Genomic DNA, 17,751 nt, shown 5'->3' with positions numbered 1-17,751 from the left:
AAAAATTAACAACAATTCTTTTTTTTTAACAGTTATCAAATGAAAAATGAAAGGCCTTTAATACTAATTACAAATGACGATGGAGTTTCTGCTCCGGGAATAAGAGCTTTAATTGAAGTAATGGCCACATTAGGAGATGTTGTTATTGTCGCGCCAGACAAACCTCAAAGTGCTATGGGTCACGCCATCACCATAAACAATACCTTACATCTTAATAAAATCTCAAAAGAAAAGGATACAATTCAAGAATACAGTTGCTCTGGGACACCTGTTGATTGCGTTAAAATTGCTGTAAATGAAATTCTGAAACGAAAACCGGATCTTTGCGTATCGGGTATTAATCATGGATCCAACTCCTCTATAAATGTGATTTATTCCGGGACGATGAGTGCTGCTGTAGAAGCAGGAATCGAAGGCATTCAAGCTATTGGTTTTTCTTTATTAGACTACGATTGGAATGCCGATTTCGAACAAATCAAATCCTACATCAAAACCATTACCCTCGAAGTTTTAAACAATAAACTTCCAGAAGGCGTTATTTTGAATGTTAATTTCCCAAAATTAAAGGAAAAAGAAATTAAAGGAATCAAAATTTGTCGTCAAGCGAATGCACTTTGGATGGAAAAATTTGACAAGCGAAAAACCCCACAAGGCAAAGATTATTATTGGCTTACTGGAGAATTTGTGAACCAGGATAAAGGCGAAGACACTGATGAATGGGCCTTGCTAAATGGATTTATTTCTATAGTCCCAGTACAATTTGACCTAACTGCGCACCACGCCATACAAAACTTAACCAAAAGAGATTGGAATTAAATCGACATGATTCCAAAACATAAATAAATTCTGAAAGGATGTCGATACCATGCTCTAATAAAAACAAATATTATCAATATATGAATAAAATGGACTTACTCTTCGGATTCGTAATAGGAATCTTGGCTTCTCTATTGGGAATGTTTCTCTACATTACTCTTGTTGTCCATTCCGAGTTTATAACTGGGATTCAATCCATGAAAAGCGAAGGCCACCTAGGAAAAATAGTCGCCCTAGGTTCCATACTTGATTTAATCATCTTTGGTGTTTTACTAAAAATGAATAAAGAACTTATGGCAAGAGGTGTCGTTTTGGCAGTCATAATGCTCACTATAGTCACTTTGTTCCTTTAAAAAAGAATAAATACTATATTTGTTCACCAAAAAAATCATACAAATGAAATACTATATTATTGCAGGAGAAGCTTCAGGAGATTTACACGGATCCAATTTAATGAAAGCAATCTATGAAGAAGATCCAAAGGCTGACATCCGTTTTTGGGGTGGTGATTTAATGCAAAATGTAGGCGGTACTTTGGTGAAACACTATCGTCAGTTAGCTTTTATGGGATTTATTGAGGTAGCATTCAACCTAAAAACTATTTTAAATAATATTAAAATTTGCAAAAACGACATTACGCAATTCAATCCAGACATCATCATTTATATTGATTATCCAGGTTTTAATATGCGAATTGCCAAATGGGCCAAACAAACCGGCTACAAAAATCATTACTATATTTCTCCACAAATATGGGCTTGGAAAGAAAACCGAATCACAGCCATCAAACACGACATTGATAAAATGTACGTGATTTTACCTTTCGAAAAAGATTTCTATGAAGTCAAACATAACTTCCCAGTTGAATTTGTAGGCCATCCATTAATCGATGCCATTCACAATCAATCGGGTGTTGATGCTGATACTTTTAGAGCAGAAAATCATCTGTCCGAAAAACCAATTATTGCTATTTTGCCAGGAAGTCGAAAACAGGAAATCAGCAAAATGTTATCCGTAATGCTAAGCGTTGTTAACGATTTTCCCAATTATCAATTTGTAATTGCGGGAGCACCAAGTCAGGAATTATCATTTTACCAACAATTCATATCTGGCGAAAACATAAAATTCATTTCGAACAAAACTTATGCTTTATTGCGCAATTCGACCGCAGCATTGGTGACCTCAGGAACCGCAACACTAGAAACGGCGCTTTTCAAAGTTCCCGAAGTCGTTTGCTACAAAGGCAGTTGGGCTTCCTACCAAATTGCCAAACGCATCATCACTTTAAAATACATTTCACTCGTAAACCTAATCATGGACAGAGAAGTCGTAACCGAATTAATTCAAGACGATTGCTCAACCAAACGCATTCGAGAAGAATTAACCAAAGTTCTGGAACCCAATTACCGCAAAACACTTCTTGAAAACTACGATTTACTAGAAGAAAAACTCGGCGGAATAGGAGCCAGTAAAAAAACAGCACAATTAATTGTTGGTGCCCTAAAATAATTTAAACATAGTCTGCTTCGCCTGTTCGCTAAAAAACTCGTGTGGCGTAGTCCTATAAAAAAAAGGCCCAACTTTGCAAACCGCTTAGTCGGGCCTTTTCCTTTATTTGATAAGGCTATCAGCCTACTAGGGTAGCTTGATACAAATTAAATTCATTGAAGTCTATAAAAAAAAGCATAGTGAAGTAATCCTTGTACGTAACACGATCAAAAAATAGCAACTTGTAATATTTACAAAACAGCACATTTCTTACAAAATAATTGTACTTTAGATTTATGAAAGTACTTCAATTCCCTCTTACCAGAATTACAATTGTCTTTATTACAGGAATATTGTTTAGTTATTTCTTAAAACTAACTCCTTTTATTTTGTTTGTTTTTCTTGCGATACCAGTTACTATTTTCATAGCAGCATATTTTTCAAATAAGAGAAATACAAAGTTCCAATTCCATTTTGGCATAGCAACTTATCTCCTAGCCTTTTCCATCGGAAATATTACACAAACTGTCCATACCGATTCCTATCAACAAAACAACTACACCCATTGCCGAAACATTTTTGATCAAAACTACACCTTCACACTCACATTAAGAGAAAAACTAAAAAACTCTGCTTTTAATGAACGCTATATTGCCATTATCAATTCTATTGACCAAGAAAAATTTACTGGCCGAATTATACTCAACATACGCAAAGACAGTTTAAAACATTCTTTGGCCATTGGCAATCAATTAAAAATCAATGCATCATTATATAAAAATACTCCGCAAAAAAATCCAAACCAATTTGATTACCAAAAATATCTTGAAAACAAACAAATATATGCCCAACTCTATGCTGAACCAAGCGAAATACAGCTCAGCTCAGAAATAGTCAAAGACATCTGGTATTATACTGCACAATTGAGAAGTCGAATTATTAAAAATTTAGAAAAAAACAAATTCCACAATAAGGAACTAAACGTAGCTGTTGCCCTAATTATGGGACAACAACAAGAGATTGACCCCGAAATCATACAAGATTATCAATATGCTGGAGCGGTACATATTTTATCGGTTTCGGGATTGCATATTGGATTTATATTACTGTTTATTACTTTACTGCTAAAACCTTTTCCAAACACCCGGAAAGGCGCTTTTATCAAGCTCCTAATTACGCTCGCTGCCTTGCTCCTTTTTGGAATTTTAGCAGGTTTGGCTCCTTCGGTGGTACGCTCGGTAACGATGTTTTCTTTTGTTGCGATTGGGCAATATTTGAGAAGAAGCGTCAATATTTATCACACACTTCTTGTATCGATTTTACTTATTTTGCTATTTCAGCCTTCATTCTTATTCGATGTTGGTTTTCAGTTGAGTTATGTTGCCCTGTTTTTTATCGTTTGGCTGCAGCCTTTGATGGCAAAACTTTGGCAACCAAAAAACAAAATCCTTAACTACTTTTGGGATATCTTAACCGTTTCATTTGCGGCGCAGATTGGCACTTTGCCTCTTAGCATTTATTACTTTCATCAGTTTCCAGGATTGTTCTTTGTCACAAATGTCATTGTGATTCCCTTCCTGAGTATTATTATGGGAGTTGGATGTCTGGTAATGGTTTTTGCTTCTTTCAACTGGGTTCCTTTTTATCTAGCAAAAATTCTGGAAATAAGTATTTTTTATTTGGACAAAATAATCGGTTCCATTGCCTCATTGGAACAATTCATTATCAAAGACATTCCTTTAAACGCGCCACTCTTAATAAGTAGTTATTTAGTAATTATCACGACCATTATTTCATTCGAAGAGAAACGTTTCAAAAATTTAGTTTGGGCACTATCGGCTACCATAATGCTACAATTATCGGCACTAGTAACAAAATGGGAAGTTCAAAATCAAGACGAACTTATTGTTTTAAATACTTCAAAAAACACCCAACTCGTAGAACGAAATGGAACTGCAGCAACATTATTTGCCAATGACAGTCTTTTGAAAAATTCCAAAAAAAATATGCTACTATCTTCCTATCTCACAGCCAACTTTAGTACATTGAAAGAAAAACATAGACTGAATAATCTGATGTATTTTAAAGGAAACAAAATACTTTTGATCGACAGTTCAATGGCATATCCGAAAAGCATACGGCCCGATATTTTAATAATAACCCAATCCCCAAAAATGAACTTCGATAGGCTATTACAAACCATAAAACCCAAAATTGTTGTTGCTGATGCTTCCAATTACAAATCAATTCAAAAAAGATGGAAAATGACTTGTGACCAACAAAAAATCCCCTTTCACGCAACGAGTGAAAAGGGATTCTATAAAATTAATTAATTGTACTTTCTTAAGCTTTTTTAGATTTTTTTGTTTTTGCTGGTTCTGGACTCAAAACCGGTTTTTTTACAAAAGGGTCCGCAACTGCCAACCAAGCAGTCGGTCCACCAGCTACATAACCAGTGCTTCCCAAACCTTCAAAATTCACCTTTCCGTCCTTAACTGTTGCATTTGCGAAGTAAACAGTTGGAAATCCTTGTATTCCGAATGCTTGTTGCAACTCGTTATTTTGTTTTTTAATTTCATCCGATTGAGCTGTTCTTCTAGGATAATCCAATTCCACTAGAATAACACTTTCTTTGGCCCACTTACTAAACTCAGGCGTTTTGAGCACTTCCTTTTGCAAACGAATACACCATCCACACCAATCACTACCGGTAAAAAATAACATCAACGGTTTCTTCTCTTTGTTTGAAACTGTTATTGCTTCTTTTACATCGGTGTACCATTTTAATTCTTGAGCTTGAGAAACACTTAGCCCAATAAAGAAAAATGCAACTAAAATTATTTTTTTCATCTTTAGTGTTTATTAGTTTTTAAGTCAAAAGGATTGCAAAAAGTTTAAAATCTTGATTTTACATGCCCCCTAATGTTTTTGTCTTTTACAAATTTAAACAAAAATAATACCAAAATATGTCGGCTACTTTACTTCTTGCATTAATTTTTTAACCAAAGGAGAAATTGCTATTAAAATTATTCCCGCAATCAAAGCATAAACACCCAATTGCTTGTACCCATCAGCATAAACATTTAATTTTTCAAGATTAGTGGCATGCTCTGAAGCTTCAGCAATATTAGCGCCTAATAATCCAGCAAAATACTGACCATATGCACTAGCCAGAAACCACATCCCCATAATTACGGCTTGAGTTTTTAAAGGTGAAAGTTTTGTCATTGCTGACATACCAATTGGTGACAAACAAAGTTCCCCAAAAGTGATGATAAACCAACCGAAAGTAAACAATCCCAGAGATGTTCTACCATCAGCTCCTGCGAAGAATTTAGTATAATAAAAAATCCAGAAACCAGCCGCCAAAAATAAAAATGCCAAACCGAATTTAATAACGGTATTAGGCTCAATTTTTCTTTTGGCCATCCACAACCAAACCAATCCCACTAGGGCTGCAAACCCGATTACAAAAAATGAATTAGCTGAATTGTTCACTCCATTTGGACTTAATGACACTCCAAGAATGGTGTTATTTAAATTATTCACTGCAAACAAACTCAAAGATCCTCCACTTTGCTCAAAAAATGCCCAAAAGAAAATCGAGAATATGATGAATATCAATGCGGCAAATAATTTTTTATTTTCGGTAGCCGAAAAGTTTTTCATCTCATACAACAGATACAAAATAGAAGCTGGTCCAATTAACATCATGAAATAATCCGTGTAAACAGTATTGGCCACCATGATAATAATTACTGGAATAATCAACAATGAACCAACATAAGTAAGTATTTCTAGTCTTTTCCTTTTTGAAGTTTCGATGTCCAATAATGGTGAAATTCCAATGGTCCCAAGCTTCTTTTGAGTTTGAGTAAATGTTAAAAGACTAATAATCATAACAATTGCAGCAAAACCAAAACCTACATTCCAACGAAGATGTTCCGGCACCATTGATTGCCACATAGACCCCTCGGCAACTGCAATACAAATGTATCCTCCAATTAATGCTCCAAGATTTACACCCATATAAAAGAATGAAAAACCAGCATCCCTCCTAGGATCACCATCTTGATACAATTGTCCAACCATCGATGAAATATTGGGTTTGAAAAATCCAGTTCCCACGATAGTAAATCCAATTCCAATAAAAAAGAAATTTTTGGGATCAATCGAAAGAATGACACTTCCAATGATCATTAATATTCCACCCCAAAATAAAGATTTCCGAAGACCTAGAATTTTGTCTGCAAATAACCCCCCAATAAAAGTAAACGCATACACCCAAGCTTGGGTAGCACCGTATTGCAAATTGGCAACTCTATCGTTCATCCCTAACTGACCAACCATAAATACGACCAACATTCCACGCATTCCATAGAAACAAAAACGCTCCCACATCTCACTAAAAAACAAATACCACAACTGCTTAGGATACTTTCCTTTAAAATTTTGTATTTGTTCCAGACTTAAATTTTGTTCCATTATAATTATTTTAATTGTGATAAATAAAAAACATCATCCTTTTGATTGAATCAAAAAGATGATGTTTTAAGTAAATTTTTATTTCATTATATTATCTAACACCATGCATCATTTTTTTCAACAATGGAGTTAATGCAAACAATAATATGGCTGCAAGACCAGTCAAACTAACAAAAACCATAAAAAATTCAAATAAATTGTGAATTTCGAAACCTGCAAAAATAGGATTATGATCCATAATTTGATGTTTATCTAATAATTGCAATTGCTCCGCGGTTGGTATAATTTTTTTGTCTAATACCGCTTGCAAATCAATTCCTAATTCTTTTGCTTTAGTAAATTTATCTCCAGTAGCTGGTAATATCGACCCTAGAGTTCCCGCCAACGCATATCCTGATGCATTCGACAAGAAAAACACTCCATACAATAAAGAAGAAAAACGCTTTGGCGATAATTTCCCTACCAATGATAAACCAATTGGAGACAAACATAGCTCAGCACAAGTATTCAATAAATATAATAATATTAACCATTTAACAGCTAACAACCCTGAAGTTCCTAAATCTTTTACCTGATTGGCAATCATGAAGAAACTTATAGCAATTATTAATAATCCGAAAGCCAATTTTACCGGAGAAATTGGTTCTTTGTCATTAGCTCTTAATTTATCCCATAACATGCTGAATGGAACTGCTAATGCAACAACAAACAATCCATTAAAAATTTGAACCATTGATGCTGGCATTTGCCAACCAAAAAAGTTTCTGTCAGTTTGATTATCAGCAATAAAAGTTAATGAAGAACCTGCTTGTTCGAATGCAGCCCAAAAGAATATAATAAAGAATGAAATAATATAAATTACCAAAATTCTGTGGATTTCAATTTTTGTAAGGTTTTTTTCTAACAATATTAATACCGCCAGTGCAATTCCACTAGAAAAAATGATTGGGTAAATAATGGTTTTAACAACATTGTCGCCATCTACCGAAAAATGGAACAACAAGAACATTCCAATAAAAACCAGTACGGAAATTAGTAACGCTATTGTCGAAAAAACAGCACTTTGTGCCTCTCCTTCTTCGTAATCAGAAGATTCATTTTTAGATGGCAATCCTCCTAATGGCTTACCTTCTGGGGTAACAACATATTTGTTTTTCAAGAAATAAAACAACAATGTTCCTATAAGCATTGCAATCGCTGCAGCAAGGAATCCCCATTTGAAAGCATGAATATCTCTGATTCCTTCGGTTTTTACATCTCCTACCAATGGGCAAATGAACTGACCTAAAAAAGCTCCTATATTAATTCCCATATAGAAAATAGTAAAGGCCGTATCAAGTTTGCTTTTTTCCTGTTTTGGATACAAACTACCCACCATACTTGAAATGTTTGGTTTGAAGAAACCATTCCCAAAAATGATTACACCTAATCCAGAATACATTATAGCAGTTGCTAAACCTAAATTATCTCCAAAAACGCTGGCACTGGTAAATAATAACAATTGTCCAATGGCCATCAATAATCCACCAAGCATAATGCAATTTCTATTTCCAAAAAATCGATCTGCAATAAAACCACCCAACATTGGAGTCAAATAACATAACCCTAAAAAACCTCCATAAATTAAAGAAGCATCTTCCTCTTTCATTAATAGAGAATTTACTAAAAATAGGGTTAACAGGGTTCGCATTCCGTAGAAGTTGAAACGTTCCCACATTTCGGTTCCAAATAATACCCAAAGTCCTTTTGGATGTGCTGTTTTCGATTGAGTTTCTGTCATTTTTTGGTTTTAATTTTGATTTGGTATTTGATTTGAGTTATAAATTCTCTTTGATAAAGTTAGTCATTTTAGTGTACAATTGAATTCTAGTTTTTCCACCATATATTCCGTGATTTTTATCTGGATAAATTTGAGAATCGAATTGTTTGTTGGCTTGAATTAAAGCTTCCATCATTTGCATAGAATTCTGTACATGCACATTATCATCACCAGATCCATGAATCAAAAGAAATTTCCCTTTTAATTTATCTACATGATTTATTGGTGAATTAGTATCATAACCGCTTGCATTCTCTTGTGGCGTTTGCATGTACCGTTCTGTGTAAATGCTATCATAAAAACGCCAATTGGTTACTGGTGCTACTGCAATTGCCATTTTAAAAACATCGGCTCCTTGAAAAATACAGTTGGATGCCATAAAACCTCCATAAGACCAACCAAAAATACCAATTCTTGAAGCATCTACATAAGGATAAGCCCCGATTACTTTTGCAGCATCGATTTGATCTTCAACTTCGTATTTCCCTAATTCTTTTTGCGTTACTTTCTTGAATTCTGCACCTTTAAAACCAGTTCCTCTTCCATCAATACAAGCTACAATGCAGCCGTGTTGCGCTAACATCATAAACCAATAATCATCTGCAGAGTTCCATTCGTTATTTACTTGTTGTGACCCTGGTCCTGAATATTGATACATAAAAACAGGATATTTTTTTGAAGCATCAAAATCTTTTGGCTTAATCATCCAAGCATTCAATTCGTTTCCTTTAGCAGTTTTTAAAACAAAAAACTCTTTAGAGGGCAAATTATAACCTCCTAATTTTGCTGCAAGACTTTGATTGTTTTCGATAACCTGAATTTCTTTTCCTGTTTTTGACTCATTAAGAGTATAAGTCGTAGGTTGAGAAGCGCTTGAAAAAGTATTAATGAAGAATTGGAAATTAGGACTAAAAGTCGCTGAATTTGTTCCTGTGTTTTTAGTCAAACGAACTTTATTTTTTCCGTCTAATCCTATGCGATAAACATCTCTGTTGATAGAACCATTTTCTGTAGACTGATAAAAAATAGTTTTAGTTTTTTCGTCAAAACCGTAATACGAAGTAACTTCCCAGTTTCCTTTAGTAACTTGATTTATTAGTTTTCCGGTTTTATCATAAACATAAATATGATTGAAACCATCTTTTTCACTTGTCCAAATAAAGCTATTGTCTTTTAAGAAAGTCAAGTTATCTGTATCGATAAAGTCAATATACCCTTTTTCTGTTTCGTTCAAAACAACTTTGATAGCTGCTGTTGTTGCATCAACAAATAACAAATCTAAATTATCTTGATGACGATTCAATATTTTGGCGCATAAAACATTGGCATCATTTGTCCATTCTATCCTTGGAATATAAAAATCATTATATTTTCCTAAATCCACATTTTTTACGGATTTAGCATCTATATCAAACAAGTGCAACGAAATAAGAGAGTTTTTTTCTCCAGCTTTAGGATACTTGAAAGTCTCAATTGTTGGATATAAACTCTTTTGAAAAATCGACATTGAAAATTCTGGAACTTGGCTTTCGTCAAAACGAATATAAGCAAGTTTTTTACTGTCTTTACTCCAATCAAAAGCACGAACAAAAGCGAATTCTTCTTCATAAACCCAATCCGTAATTCCGTTAATTATAGCATTCTTTTTTCCATCAGTGGTAACTGCCGTTGATTTTTTTGAAGCTACATCATAAACATATAGATTGTTTTGATTGGCATAAGCTATTTTGGTCCCATCTGGCGAAAAAGTAGGTTCTTGCGCCTGAAAATCAAAAAGTTTTGTTAGGGTTTTGGCAGCAATATCATATAAAAAATAATCTGCTGTAAAAGAGTGGCGGAAAATTTTGTTCGAATGACAAGCTATTAATATTTTTTTCTCCGAATCATCGAAACTGTAACTATCTATGCCGTCTGCTAACTCTTTAAAATTTTTAGTATCGATTAGGTTAGATACTTTTTTTAACGTTGCAAAATCATAAAGGTCGATTTGCATATTTTTTGTTGCTTTATCAAAATTTAACACCGTGTATTGATTGGTGTTTTTCATTGACTGTAATTCGTCCATCCCTTTGGCACGAAAAGCACCGGTAAAAATCTCATCAACGGTGATTTTTTGTTGCCCAAATACAGTAATACACAAAAAGAGAAGTAACACAGTAATCTTATTCGAATTCATAGTATAGATTAAGTTATAAATGTCACAATTTTAGTGAAAATTTTACAAATAAAACACTTTTGATGTGTTAAATGTTAAAAAAAGATAATTTTAACAGTCCATGCAAATGTTTTACAACAATTAAATAAATACCAATCATTGTTCCTATTAAATATGTTATATATAAAATTTTATGACGAAAAGAGAACATCTTGTTTTGCCGCTACTTTTTTGTTAAATTCCCCGAAGTCGGCTCCCAAAATTTAAAAAACACAACTCAAAATACTAATTCATTTAAAAAAAACCAATAAAATGTAATGTGTATCTTTGCCACTATAAAGCTATAATTTATAACTTATGAACAACGCAGTTGCTGGATTTTCTAAATTATCCAAAGAAGAAAAAATAAACTGGATTGCCAATCACTATTTTTCAACTCCACATGAAGCCATAGCACTACTTAAAAACTATTGGAATTCTGATGAAAAAATTCAAAAATTACACGATGAATTCATAGAAAATACAATTTCAAATTTTTACATACCCCTGGGTGTGGCTCCAAATTTCCTGATTAACGGAAAATACAGAACGATTCCAATGGCTATTGAGGAAAGTTCGGTAGTTGCTGCCGCTTCCAAAGCAGCGAAATTCTGGTCAACACGAGGTGGATTCAAAGCAACCGTCGTTAGTACTGAAAAAATTGGTCAGGTGCATTTTATATATAAAGGAGACCAATCCAAACTGACTTTGTTTTTTGCGCAGTTAAAGTTCAAATTGTTTGAAACAACCGAAAGCATTACCAAAAATATGCAAAAACGTGGTGGTGGTATTTTGGATATCATCCTAAAAGATAAAACTGATTTATTACCCAATTACCACCAACTTCATGCTACTTTTGAAACTAAGGACAGTATGGGAGCCAATTTTATCAACTCTTGTTTGGAGGTATTTGCCAAAACATTAAAAGAAGAAGCACTCGCTTTCGAGTTGTTTTCGGAAGAAGAAAAAAACATACAAGTGGTGATGAGTATTCTTTCCAACTATGTCCCGGATTGCATCGTTCGTGCTGAAGTTTCTTGTCCTATTGAAGATTTAACCGAAAAACACATTGAAAATCCACAGGAATTTGCAGCAAAATTTATTCAAGCCGTTCAAATTGCCGAAGTGGAACCTTTTCGTGCGGTGACTCACAACAAAGGAATCATGAACGGAATTGACGCTGTTGTTCTCGCAACAGGAAATGATTTTAGGGCTGTTGAAGCGGGAGCTCACGCCTACGCCACTAGAAAAGGACACTATTCCAGTTTATCGCATGCCAAAATAGAAGATGGCATTTTTAGTTTCTGGTTGGAAATTCCCTTGGCATTAGGTACTGTTGGCGGATTGACTTCGCTTCATCCATTGGTTAAATTATCATTAGAAATGCTTGAAAAACCTTCAGCCAAAGAATTAATGCAAATTGTTGCAGTTGCTGGATTGGCTCAAAACTTTGCCGCTTTGCGCTCCCTGACAACAACAGGAATTCAAGACGGACACATGAAAATGCATTTGAACAATATCCTTAATCAATTTGAAGCTAATGATGAAGAACGCATTTTGATCAAAAAGCACTTCAAACATCATGTTGTTTCCCATAGTGCAGTAGCTGATTATATTGATAATTTAAGAAAATAATTAGCCTTAAACTCTCCCAAAGTTTTAAACTTTGAGAAAGATATTTGAGCTAATGTTTGAGATAATAAGTAATGAAAAACACATTTTACAGCAACGGTAAACTTTTAATAACAGGAGAATATCTGGTTCTTGATGGTGCTAAAGCTCTAGCTCTGCCCACAAAATTTGGGCAAAACCTGATTGCTGAGAAAAGCAGTAATAAAGAAATAAAATGGAAAAGTTATGATGCCGACGGAAGTATTTGGTTTGAAGATACAATTCCATTTTCTGAAATTATTTCCACAACCCCTTTTAAAAAGGAATCGGTAAAAAACACACTAATTACCATTTTACGTGAAGCCTATTTATTGAGTCCGAATGCTATAATAAATTCTGAAGGATATATAGTTTCGACACAATTAAGTTTTCCTAAAAAATGGGGATTAGGAACCTCTTCGACATTAATAAACAATATTGCCCAATGGTTCAATATTAATGCCTTTGAACTGCTTAAAAACAGCTTTGGCGGCAGCGGGTATGACATTGCCTGTGCACAAAATGACTGTCCTATTTTATATCATCTTGAGCAAGGACGACCATTTGTTGAAAAAGTAAAGTTCAATCCAACATTTAGCAAAAATCTATACTTTGTTTATCTCAACCAAAAGCAAAACAGCAAAAATGCCATTGCTTCCTATAAAGAGAAAAAAAACAATTTAGAAGTCACAAAAGAAATCATAACTCAACTTACAGAAACCGTTTTGAATACAAAAGACGAAAACACTTTTGCTCAAGCGTTAGAAAATCACGAAAAAGAGCTGAGTTTAATTCTTGAAACAAAAACTGTAAAAGAATCCTTATTTCCCGATTTTGATGGAACCGTAAAAAGTCTTGGAGCGTGGGGAGGCGATTTTGTTTTGGTTATTTCTAAAGAAAATCCTAGACCTTATTTTATATCCAAAGGATTTCAAACCATTATTCCTTATCATGAAATGATATTATAACGTACACAAAATCTTAAATACAAAAAACCCGATACTTGCAGTTTTATAAGTATCGGGTTTTTTTATGTTTGAATAATTACTGCTTAGTAATTGAAATCTTTTCTATTGTCTTTAATATCAGCACCTTCTTTTAAAGCGGGCAATACTCTGTTTACTTCAGAAGTACTTTGAGCTTTTAATTTAGTCACATTATCAGCATAACTTTTTAAAGCTGGTGCTTTAACAGTACTAATGTTTTTCACTACATAAACTCCAGTAACACCTTCGATTGGAGCAGATACTTTATTAGCAGCCAATGCAAATGCATTTCCTACCACTTTTGGTTCTTGACCAACACCACCTGTTAAAACTGGATTTTCCAAAGTAACATTAGTAGCTTGTTGTACAGTCGTACCTGTAGCTTTTGCAATCGCCTCCAATGAACTTCCACTCATTTTAGCTTTTAGCAATTCTGCTTTTTTCTTGTTTTTAAGAATTTGCTCTACATAAGGTCTTGCTTGATCAACAGGAACTAATCCTGAATTATCAATAGATTTCACTTTTGCAATTACGTGACCCAAATTAGCCACTTCAAATCTTTTCACAGCTCCTTCTTTAGAATCTTTCTCGAAAGCCCATCTTACAATAGTTCTTTGATTTCCTAAAGGACCAAAATTTTCATCCATTGCTTTCACTGAAACCGCTGGAGCTACTGTAAGAGCCATTTCTTTAGCTACTTTATTAAAATCTTTATCCGCAACATCCATTTCAAATTTAGTTGCTTGCGTAAATACTTTATCAGAAGTAGCTTCCGAAGCCTCAATTTTTTGAGCGACAGTTGCCAAACGAATTCCGTCTTGTTTGTCAGTGATTTTAATGATATGATAACCAAATGGAGTTTCTACCAAACCTACTTTTCCAATACCATTATTGAAAACGAAATCATTGAAAGGTTTTACCATTTGATTTGGGCCAAAATACCCTAAATCCCCACCTTGCTGTGCAGAAGAATCATCAGAACTAGTGAAAGCCAACATCAAGAAACTATCTGGGTTTGCTGTCACTTGAGCTAAAATTTCTTCAGCTTTAGCTTTAGCTTCCTCTTTAGTTCTTTTCTCTCTTTTATTAGGCACTTGAGTTCCTTCATAACTGATAAGGATATGACTTGCTTTTGCATTTACACCAGCTTTTCTACCTAAAGACTTAGAAATACAGTAGTATTTTCCAAAAACATAAGGCCCGTAAACTTCTCCTGGAGCTAAGTTGTACAATTTATCAGCATCAACTGCAGGCAAATCTTTTTTAGCAACATAAGAAGAATCATAAGGTACATCAGAATTTGAATTTACAAATTCAATCACATTCTTAGTATTTTTAAAACCTGCTAAAGTATCATTTTTACCAGTTGCTTGATTGTAAACTACACTTCCTGTCAATAATGAATTAACTTTAGTTTTAACTTCATTTACATCTGCTGGAGATGCTTTATCTTCAATTAGAACATATTCTACTTTACGAGTTTCTTCAGATTTGAATTTTTTTGGACTCGCTTTCATATACTCCAAAATATCAGCATCAGTAACTTTTACTTCACTATCTTTTATCGTAGAAAACAAACCGGCAACATAAGCAAAGTTTACTTTGTTAGCTCCCATTTCGTAATTGAACTTTCCTTCACTTTCAGTAGTATAAATACCTGCTTTAACTAAGGTATTATAGATTTGAAATTTAGCATTCAATTCAGCGCTTTTTTCTCTGTCTTTTAAATATTGTGCTTGCTCTGGATTTGACTTGAAATATTCCTTGAATTTCACGACATCAAACATACCAGCAGCATTTAAAAACATTGGATTTTTACCAATATTTTGATCTGCTTTAAGGATATCCAAAATATGCTTCTCACCTACTCTTAACCCTAATTTATCAAATTCTGCAGAAAGCAAAGCGATAGTCACTTCTTGATCCCACACTTGTCTAGACGCTTCTGTAGAAGTGATTCCTTGCCCACTTTTTTCAACATTGCTTACTTTTACTCTAAAGTCTTCAAATGCGATGTCCTTTCCATTGATGCTTCCAACATCCTTAGAGCTTTTACCAAAATTTCCTTTGGTAAAAAGATCTTGTATTATAAATGAAAATAATGCTAGAGCAATAACTCCAATCATTATAGCGGAATGTTGTCTAATTTTTGATAAAACTGCCATTGTATTTTATTGTTTATTTTAAAATTTTGTTTGCGAAAATACAATTATCTAATTAATAATTATAGAACTACTGTTTTTTTTTTGTTTTTTTTTAAATTAAAAAAAGAATATCAGTCTTTGATAGTCATTTTAACCAATTCAATCTTCTTATTTGTGGCTTCTTCTATGGTAAAATGATAGTTCTCGATAGTAATCTCGTCTCCTTTTTGAGGAATTTCCTTAGTAAAATTTACAATAAATCCTGCAAGTGTACCATAGGATTCACTTTCAGGAATAGCAAGTTTATATGCTTGATTCAAATACTCCACATCAAAACGCGCCGAGAATAAAAAAACATTACCCTCTAGTTCTTTTTCTACCAATTCTTCATCTGAATCATGCTCGTCTTCGATTTCACCGAATAATTCTTCTACAATATCCTCAATAGTCAAAATACCAGAGGTTCCACCATATTCATCCAAAACGACAGCCACGCTTTTCCTTTTTTTGGTCAACAAACTCATGGCGTCTTTTACAAAAATTGCTTCAGGAATAAATTCAACCGGAATAACGATCTCTTTGATGTTTGTCGGTTTTTTAAACAAATCAAAAGAATGGACATAACCAATGATATCATCCAGTGAATTTTGATAAATTACCATTTTCGAATAGCCTGTTTCAATAAACAACTCTTTAAGATTTTCCAAAGATTCCATTACGTCTAAGGCAGAAATTTCGGTTCTCGGTGTCATTACATCCCTTGCTTTTACGCCCGAAAAATCCAAAGCATTTCGAAAAATTTGTATTTCAGAATCTACATCTTCGTGATCTTCAACCGTGCTCATTTGTTCTGTGATGTAATTTCCCAGTTCTACTTTACTAAAATAAAGCTGTACCTGATCCCCTTCAGTTTTAAAAAATTTTTTCAAAACAAAATCAGAAATCCAAATCAAAAAAGTAGAAATAAAATAGAACAATCTATAAAAGACATAGGCCGGAATAGCAAAAAACTTAATCAGTGAATTGGCGTAAATCTGAAAAAAAACCTTAGGAAGAAATTCGGCCGTTATTAAAACAATAATTGTTGAGATTATCGTTTGCAATAAAAGACTGGAAAAATCTGAAAAATGAAAATTAAAAACCAACAACCACCTCATCAACAACTCCCCCATAAAAAAACCATAGACCACCATTGCTATATTATTTCCAATAAGCATTGCGGCAATGAATTTTGAAGGTTTCTCGGTAAGCTTAGTAAGGGTTCTGGAAAGAAAATTATCCTGTTTTTTCTCTAACTCCAAATATAGCTTATTCGAAGAGATAAATGCTATCTCCATTCCTGAAAAAAAAGCACATAGTATTAAACACAATATTATGATACTAATTTCCATAATTTAAGATTGCTTATTTCTATCTTCAAATTTTTTGGCAAACTTCCTCCTAAAGAAGAACATAAAAATGGCCAGACCAGCAATGATAAAACTTAACAAAGGAGTTTCATTAGTATTCCATTTTGTATATCCATCGTATAAAAAATAGATTCCAAAAGCTAAGTAAAGATATGAGGTATATTTTAAGAAATTCATATTGTTTTTATGTATTTATTATTCTGAGGATTCAACTTCCCCTTCTATTCGTTGTGAATTTACAACCTTGAAGTCTTTGCTAAAATCAATTCCTTGCCCGGTAGAACCTCCTTTAGCATCAGTAAGCTTAAACTTTTTTTCGGTATAAAACCATTGATTTTTTTGATCAAAATACAACTGTTCTGTTTCGAGCATTTGCCCAGCTTCTGAAGTGATTTTTACTTTACCTTGTAAATCTATAATATTCGTTTGTTTATAGGAAATGGCATAATTCGATCTGATAAATGTTTTTTTTCCTTTATTATCATAAATAGTAACATCCACTCCATTGGGAAATTCCGTAAATGCAAAATCAATATTGGCGTAGTCAAACATTTTTGGGCTCACCAATATGGATTTTATTTTCCCGGAATCGGTATATTTCAAATTCACATTATCAGCATCACCACTTGGGACAAATTCTGAATATTCATTTTTACGAACTTCTTTAAAATTACTTTCACAGCCAAAAGCCATGCTAACAATAATAATTAGCAGCAAAAGAAACAGGATATTTTTTTTGTAGAAAGTCATAATACAATGC

13 protein-coding genes are annotated in these 17,751 nt (G+C 33.6%); 6 read left to right on the top strand and 7 right to left on the bottom strand.

The annotated features are described in order from the left end of the window. The first annotated feature begins 39 nt into the window (after positions 1-39). The 4 genes from surE (at position 40) to KZH69_RS02190 (ending at position 4,637) form a co-directional block, all read left to right on the top strand. Entirely contained in the window at positions 40-816 is a 777-nt protein-coding gene (surE, locus tag KZH69_RS02205) for a 5'/3'-nucleotidase SurE (protein WP_219315827.1), read from the top strand. A gap of 89 nt (positions 817-905) precedes the next feature. Continuing rightward, positions 906-1,169, top strand: a complete 264-nt coding sequence (locus tag KZH69_RS02200; RefSeq protein ID WP_369410630.1) for a hypothetical protein — start codon at positions 906-908, stop codon at positions 1,167-1,169. A gap of 43 nt (positions 1,170-1,212) precedes the next feature. Next, complete coding sequence (lpxB, locus tag KZH69_RS02195) at positions 1,213-2,325, top strand: lipid-A-disaccharide synthase (protein WP_219315826.1); 1,113 nt, start codon at positions 1,213-1,215, stop codon at positions 2,323-2,325. Positions 2,326-2,600: 275 nt separating this feature from the next. Continuing rightward, complete coding sequence (locus KZH69_RS02190) at positions 2,601-4,637, top strand: ComEC/Rec2 family competence protein (protein WP_219315825.1); 2,037 nt, start codon at positions 2,601-2,603, stop codon at positions 4,635-4,637. A gap of 10 nt (positions 4,638-4,647) precedes the next feature. Here the strand turns inward: KZH69_RS02190 and KZH69_RS02185 are convergent, their stop codons facing one another. From KZH69_RS02185 to KZH69_RS02170, 4 genes are all read right to left on the bottom strand, one after another. Continuing rightward, on the bottom strand, positions 4,648-5,154 hold the full coding sequence (locus KZH69_RS02185; protein ID WP_219315824.1) for a thioredoxin family protein: 507 nt from the start codon (positions 5,152-5,154) through the stop codon (positions 4,648-4,650). Between the two features lie 123 nt (positions 5,155-5,277). Further along, a complete protein-coding gene (locus tag KZH69_RS02180; RefSeq protein WP_219315823.1) occupies positions 5,278-6,789 on the bottom strand; it encodes a peptide MFS transporter in 1,512 nt (503 codons plus the stop codon). Positions 6,790-6,880: 91 nt separating this feature from the next. After that, a complete protein-coding gene (locus KZH69_RS02175; RefSeq protein WP_219315822.1) occupies positions 6,881-8,569 on the bottom strand; it encodes a peptide MFS transporter in 1,689 nt (562 codons plus the stop codon). 37 nt (positions 8,570-8,606) lie between these two features. Next, positions 8,607-10,784 carry a S9 family peptidase gene (locus tag KZH69_RS02170; RefSeq protein WP_219315821.1) on the bottom strand — a complete coding sequence of 726 codons (2,178 nt, stop codon included), beginning with the start codon at positions 10,782-10,784 and terminating at the stop codon, positions 8,607-8,609. Between the two features lie 336 nt (positions 10,785-11,120). On the opposite strand from KZH69_RS02170, the gene KZH69_RS02165 reads away from it, so the two are divergent. Both KZH69_RS02165 and KZH69_RS02160 read left to right on the top strand, forming a co-directional pair. Beyond that, complete coding sequence (locus KZH69_RS02165; RefSeq protein ID WP_219315820.1) at positions 11,121-12,437, top strand: hydroxymethylglutaryl-CoA reductase, degradative; 1,317 nt, start codon at positions 11,121-11,123, stop codon at positions 12,435-12,437. Positions 12,438-12,508: 71 nt separating this feature from the next. Next, the gene (locus KZH69_RS02160) at positions 12,509-13,420 is read left to right on the top strand and encodes a GYDIA family GHMP kinase (protein ID WP_219315819.1); all 912 of its coding nucleotides are present in this window, start codon (positions 12,509-12,511) and stop codon (positions 13,418-13,420) included. 83 nt (positions 13,421-13,503) lie between these two features. On the opposite strand, the gene KZH69_RS02155 is transcribed toward KZH69_RS02160, so the two are convergent. The 3 genes from KZH69_RS02155 to lptC all read right to left on the bottom strand — a co-directional run bounded on the left by KZH69_RS02155 (position 13,504) and on the right by lptC (position 17,741). Next, positions 13,504-15,603, bottom strand: coding sequence for a peptidylprolyl isomerase (locus KZH69_RS02155; protein ID WP_219315818.1), 2,100 nt, complete (start codon positions 15,601-15,603; stop codon positions 13,504-13,506). A gap of 110 nt (positions 15,604-15,713) precedes the next feature. Next, entirely contained in the window at positions 15,714-16,973 is a 1,260-nt protein-coding gene (locus KZH69_RS02150) for a hemolysin family protein (protein ID WP_219315817.1), read from the bottom strand. Between the two features lie 213 nt (positions 16,974-17,186). Continuing rightward, positions 17,187-17,741: an LPS export ABC transporter periplasmic protein LptC gene (lptC, locus tag KZH69_RS02145; RefSeq protein ID WP_219315816.1), complete on the bottom strand. Its 555-nt coding sequence runs from the start codon at positions 17,739-17,741 to the stop codon at positions 17,187-17,189. Between the last annotated feature and the right edge of the window lie 10 nt (positions 17,742-17,751).

This window comes from Flavobacterium taihuense, assembly GCF_019351435.1.
In the GTDB taxonomy this organism is placed as follows: domain Bacteria; phylum Bacteroidota; class Bacteroidia; order Flavobacteriales; family Flavobacteriaceae; genus Flavobacterium; species Flavobacterium taihuense.
This window is presented reverse-complemented; position numbering and strand designations above follow the sequence as displayed.

Excerpts from the sequence above, each read along its gene's own strand:
- KZH69_RS02160 (WP_219315819.1), top strand. The coding sequence starts at position 12,509 with ATGAAAAACACATTTTACAGCAACGGTAAACTTTTAATAACAGGAGAA.
- surE (WP_219315827.1), top strand. The coding sequence starts at position 40 with ATGAAAAATGAAAGGCCTTTAATACTAATTACAAATGACGATGGAGTT.
- KZH69_RS02175 (WP_219315822.1), bottom strand. The coding sequence starts at position 8,569 with ATGACAGAAACTCAATCGAAAACAGCACATCCAAAAGGACTTTGGGTA.
- KZH69_RS02165 (WP_219315820.1), top strand. The coding sequence starts at position 11,121 with ATGAACAACGCAGTTGCTGGATTTTCTAAATTATCCAAAGAAGAAAAA.
- KZH69_RS02180 (WP_219315823.1), bottom strand. The coding sequence starts at position 6,789 with ATGGAACAAAATTTAAGTCTGGAACAAATACAAAATTTTAAAGGAAAG.
- KZH69_RS02170 (WP_219315821.1), bottom strand. The coding sequence starts at position 10,784 with ATGAATTCGAATAAGATTACTGTGTTACTTCTCTTTTTGTGTATTACT.
- KZH69_RS02155 (WP_219315818.1), bottom strand. The coding sequence starts at position 15,603 with ATGGCAGTTTTATCAAAAATTAGACAACATTCCGCTATAATGATTGGA.
- KZH69_RS02190 (WP_219315825.1), top strand. The coding sequence starts at position 2,601 with ATGAAAGTACTTCAATTCCCTCTTACCAGAATTACAATTGTCTTTATT.
- KZH69_RS02185 (WP_219315824.1), bottom strand. The coding sequence starts at position 5,154 with ATGAAAAAAATAATTTTAGTTGCATTTTTCTTTATTGGGCTAAGTGTT.
- KZH69_RS02200 (WP_369410630.1), top strand. The coding sequence starts at position 906 with ATGGACTTACTCTTCGGATTCGTAATAGGAATCTTGGCTTCTCTATTG.
- KZH69_RS02150 (WP_219315817.1), bottom strand. The coding sequence starts at position 16,973 with ATGGAAATTAGTATCATAATATTGTGTTTAATACTATGTGCTTTTTTT.
- lptC (WP_219315816.1), bottom strand. The coding sequence starts at position 17,741 with ATGACTTTCTACAAAAAAAATATCCTGTTTCTTTTGCTGCTAATTATT.
- lpxB (WP_219315826.1), top strand. The coding sequence starts at position 1,213 with ATGAAATACTATATTATTGCAGGAGAAGCTTCAGGAGATTTACACGGA.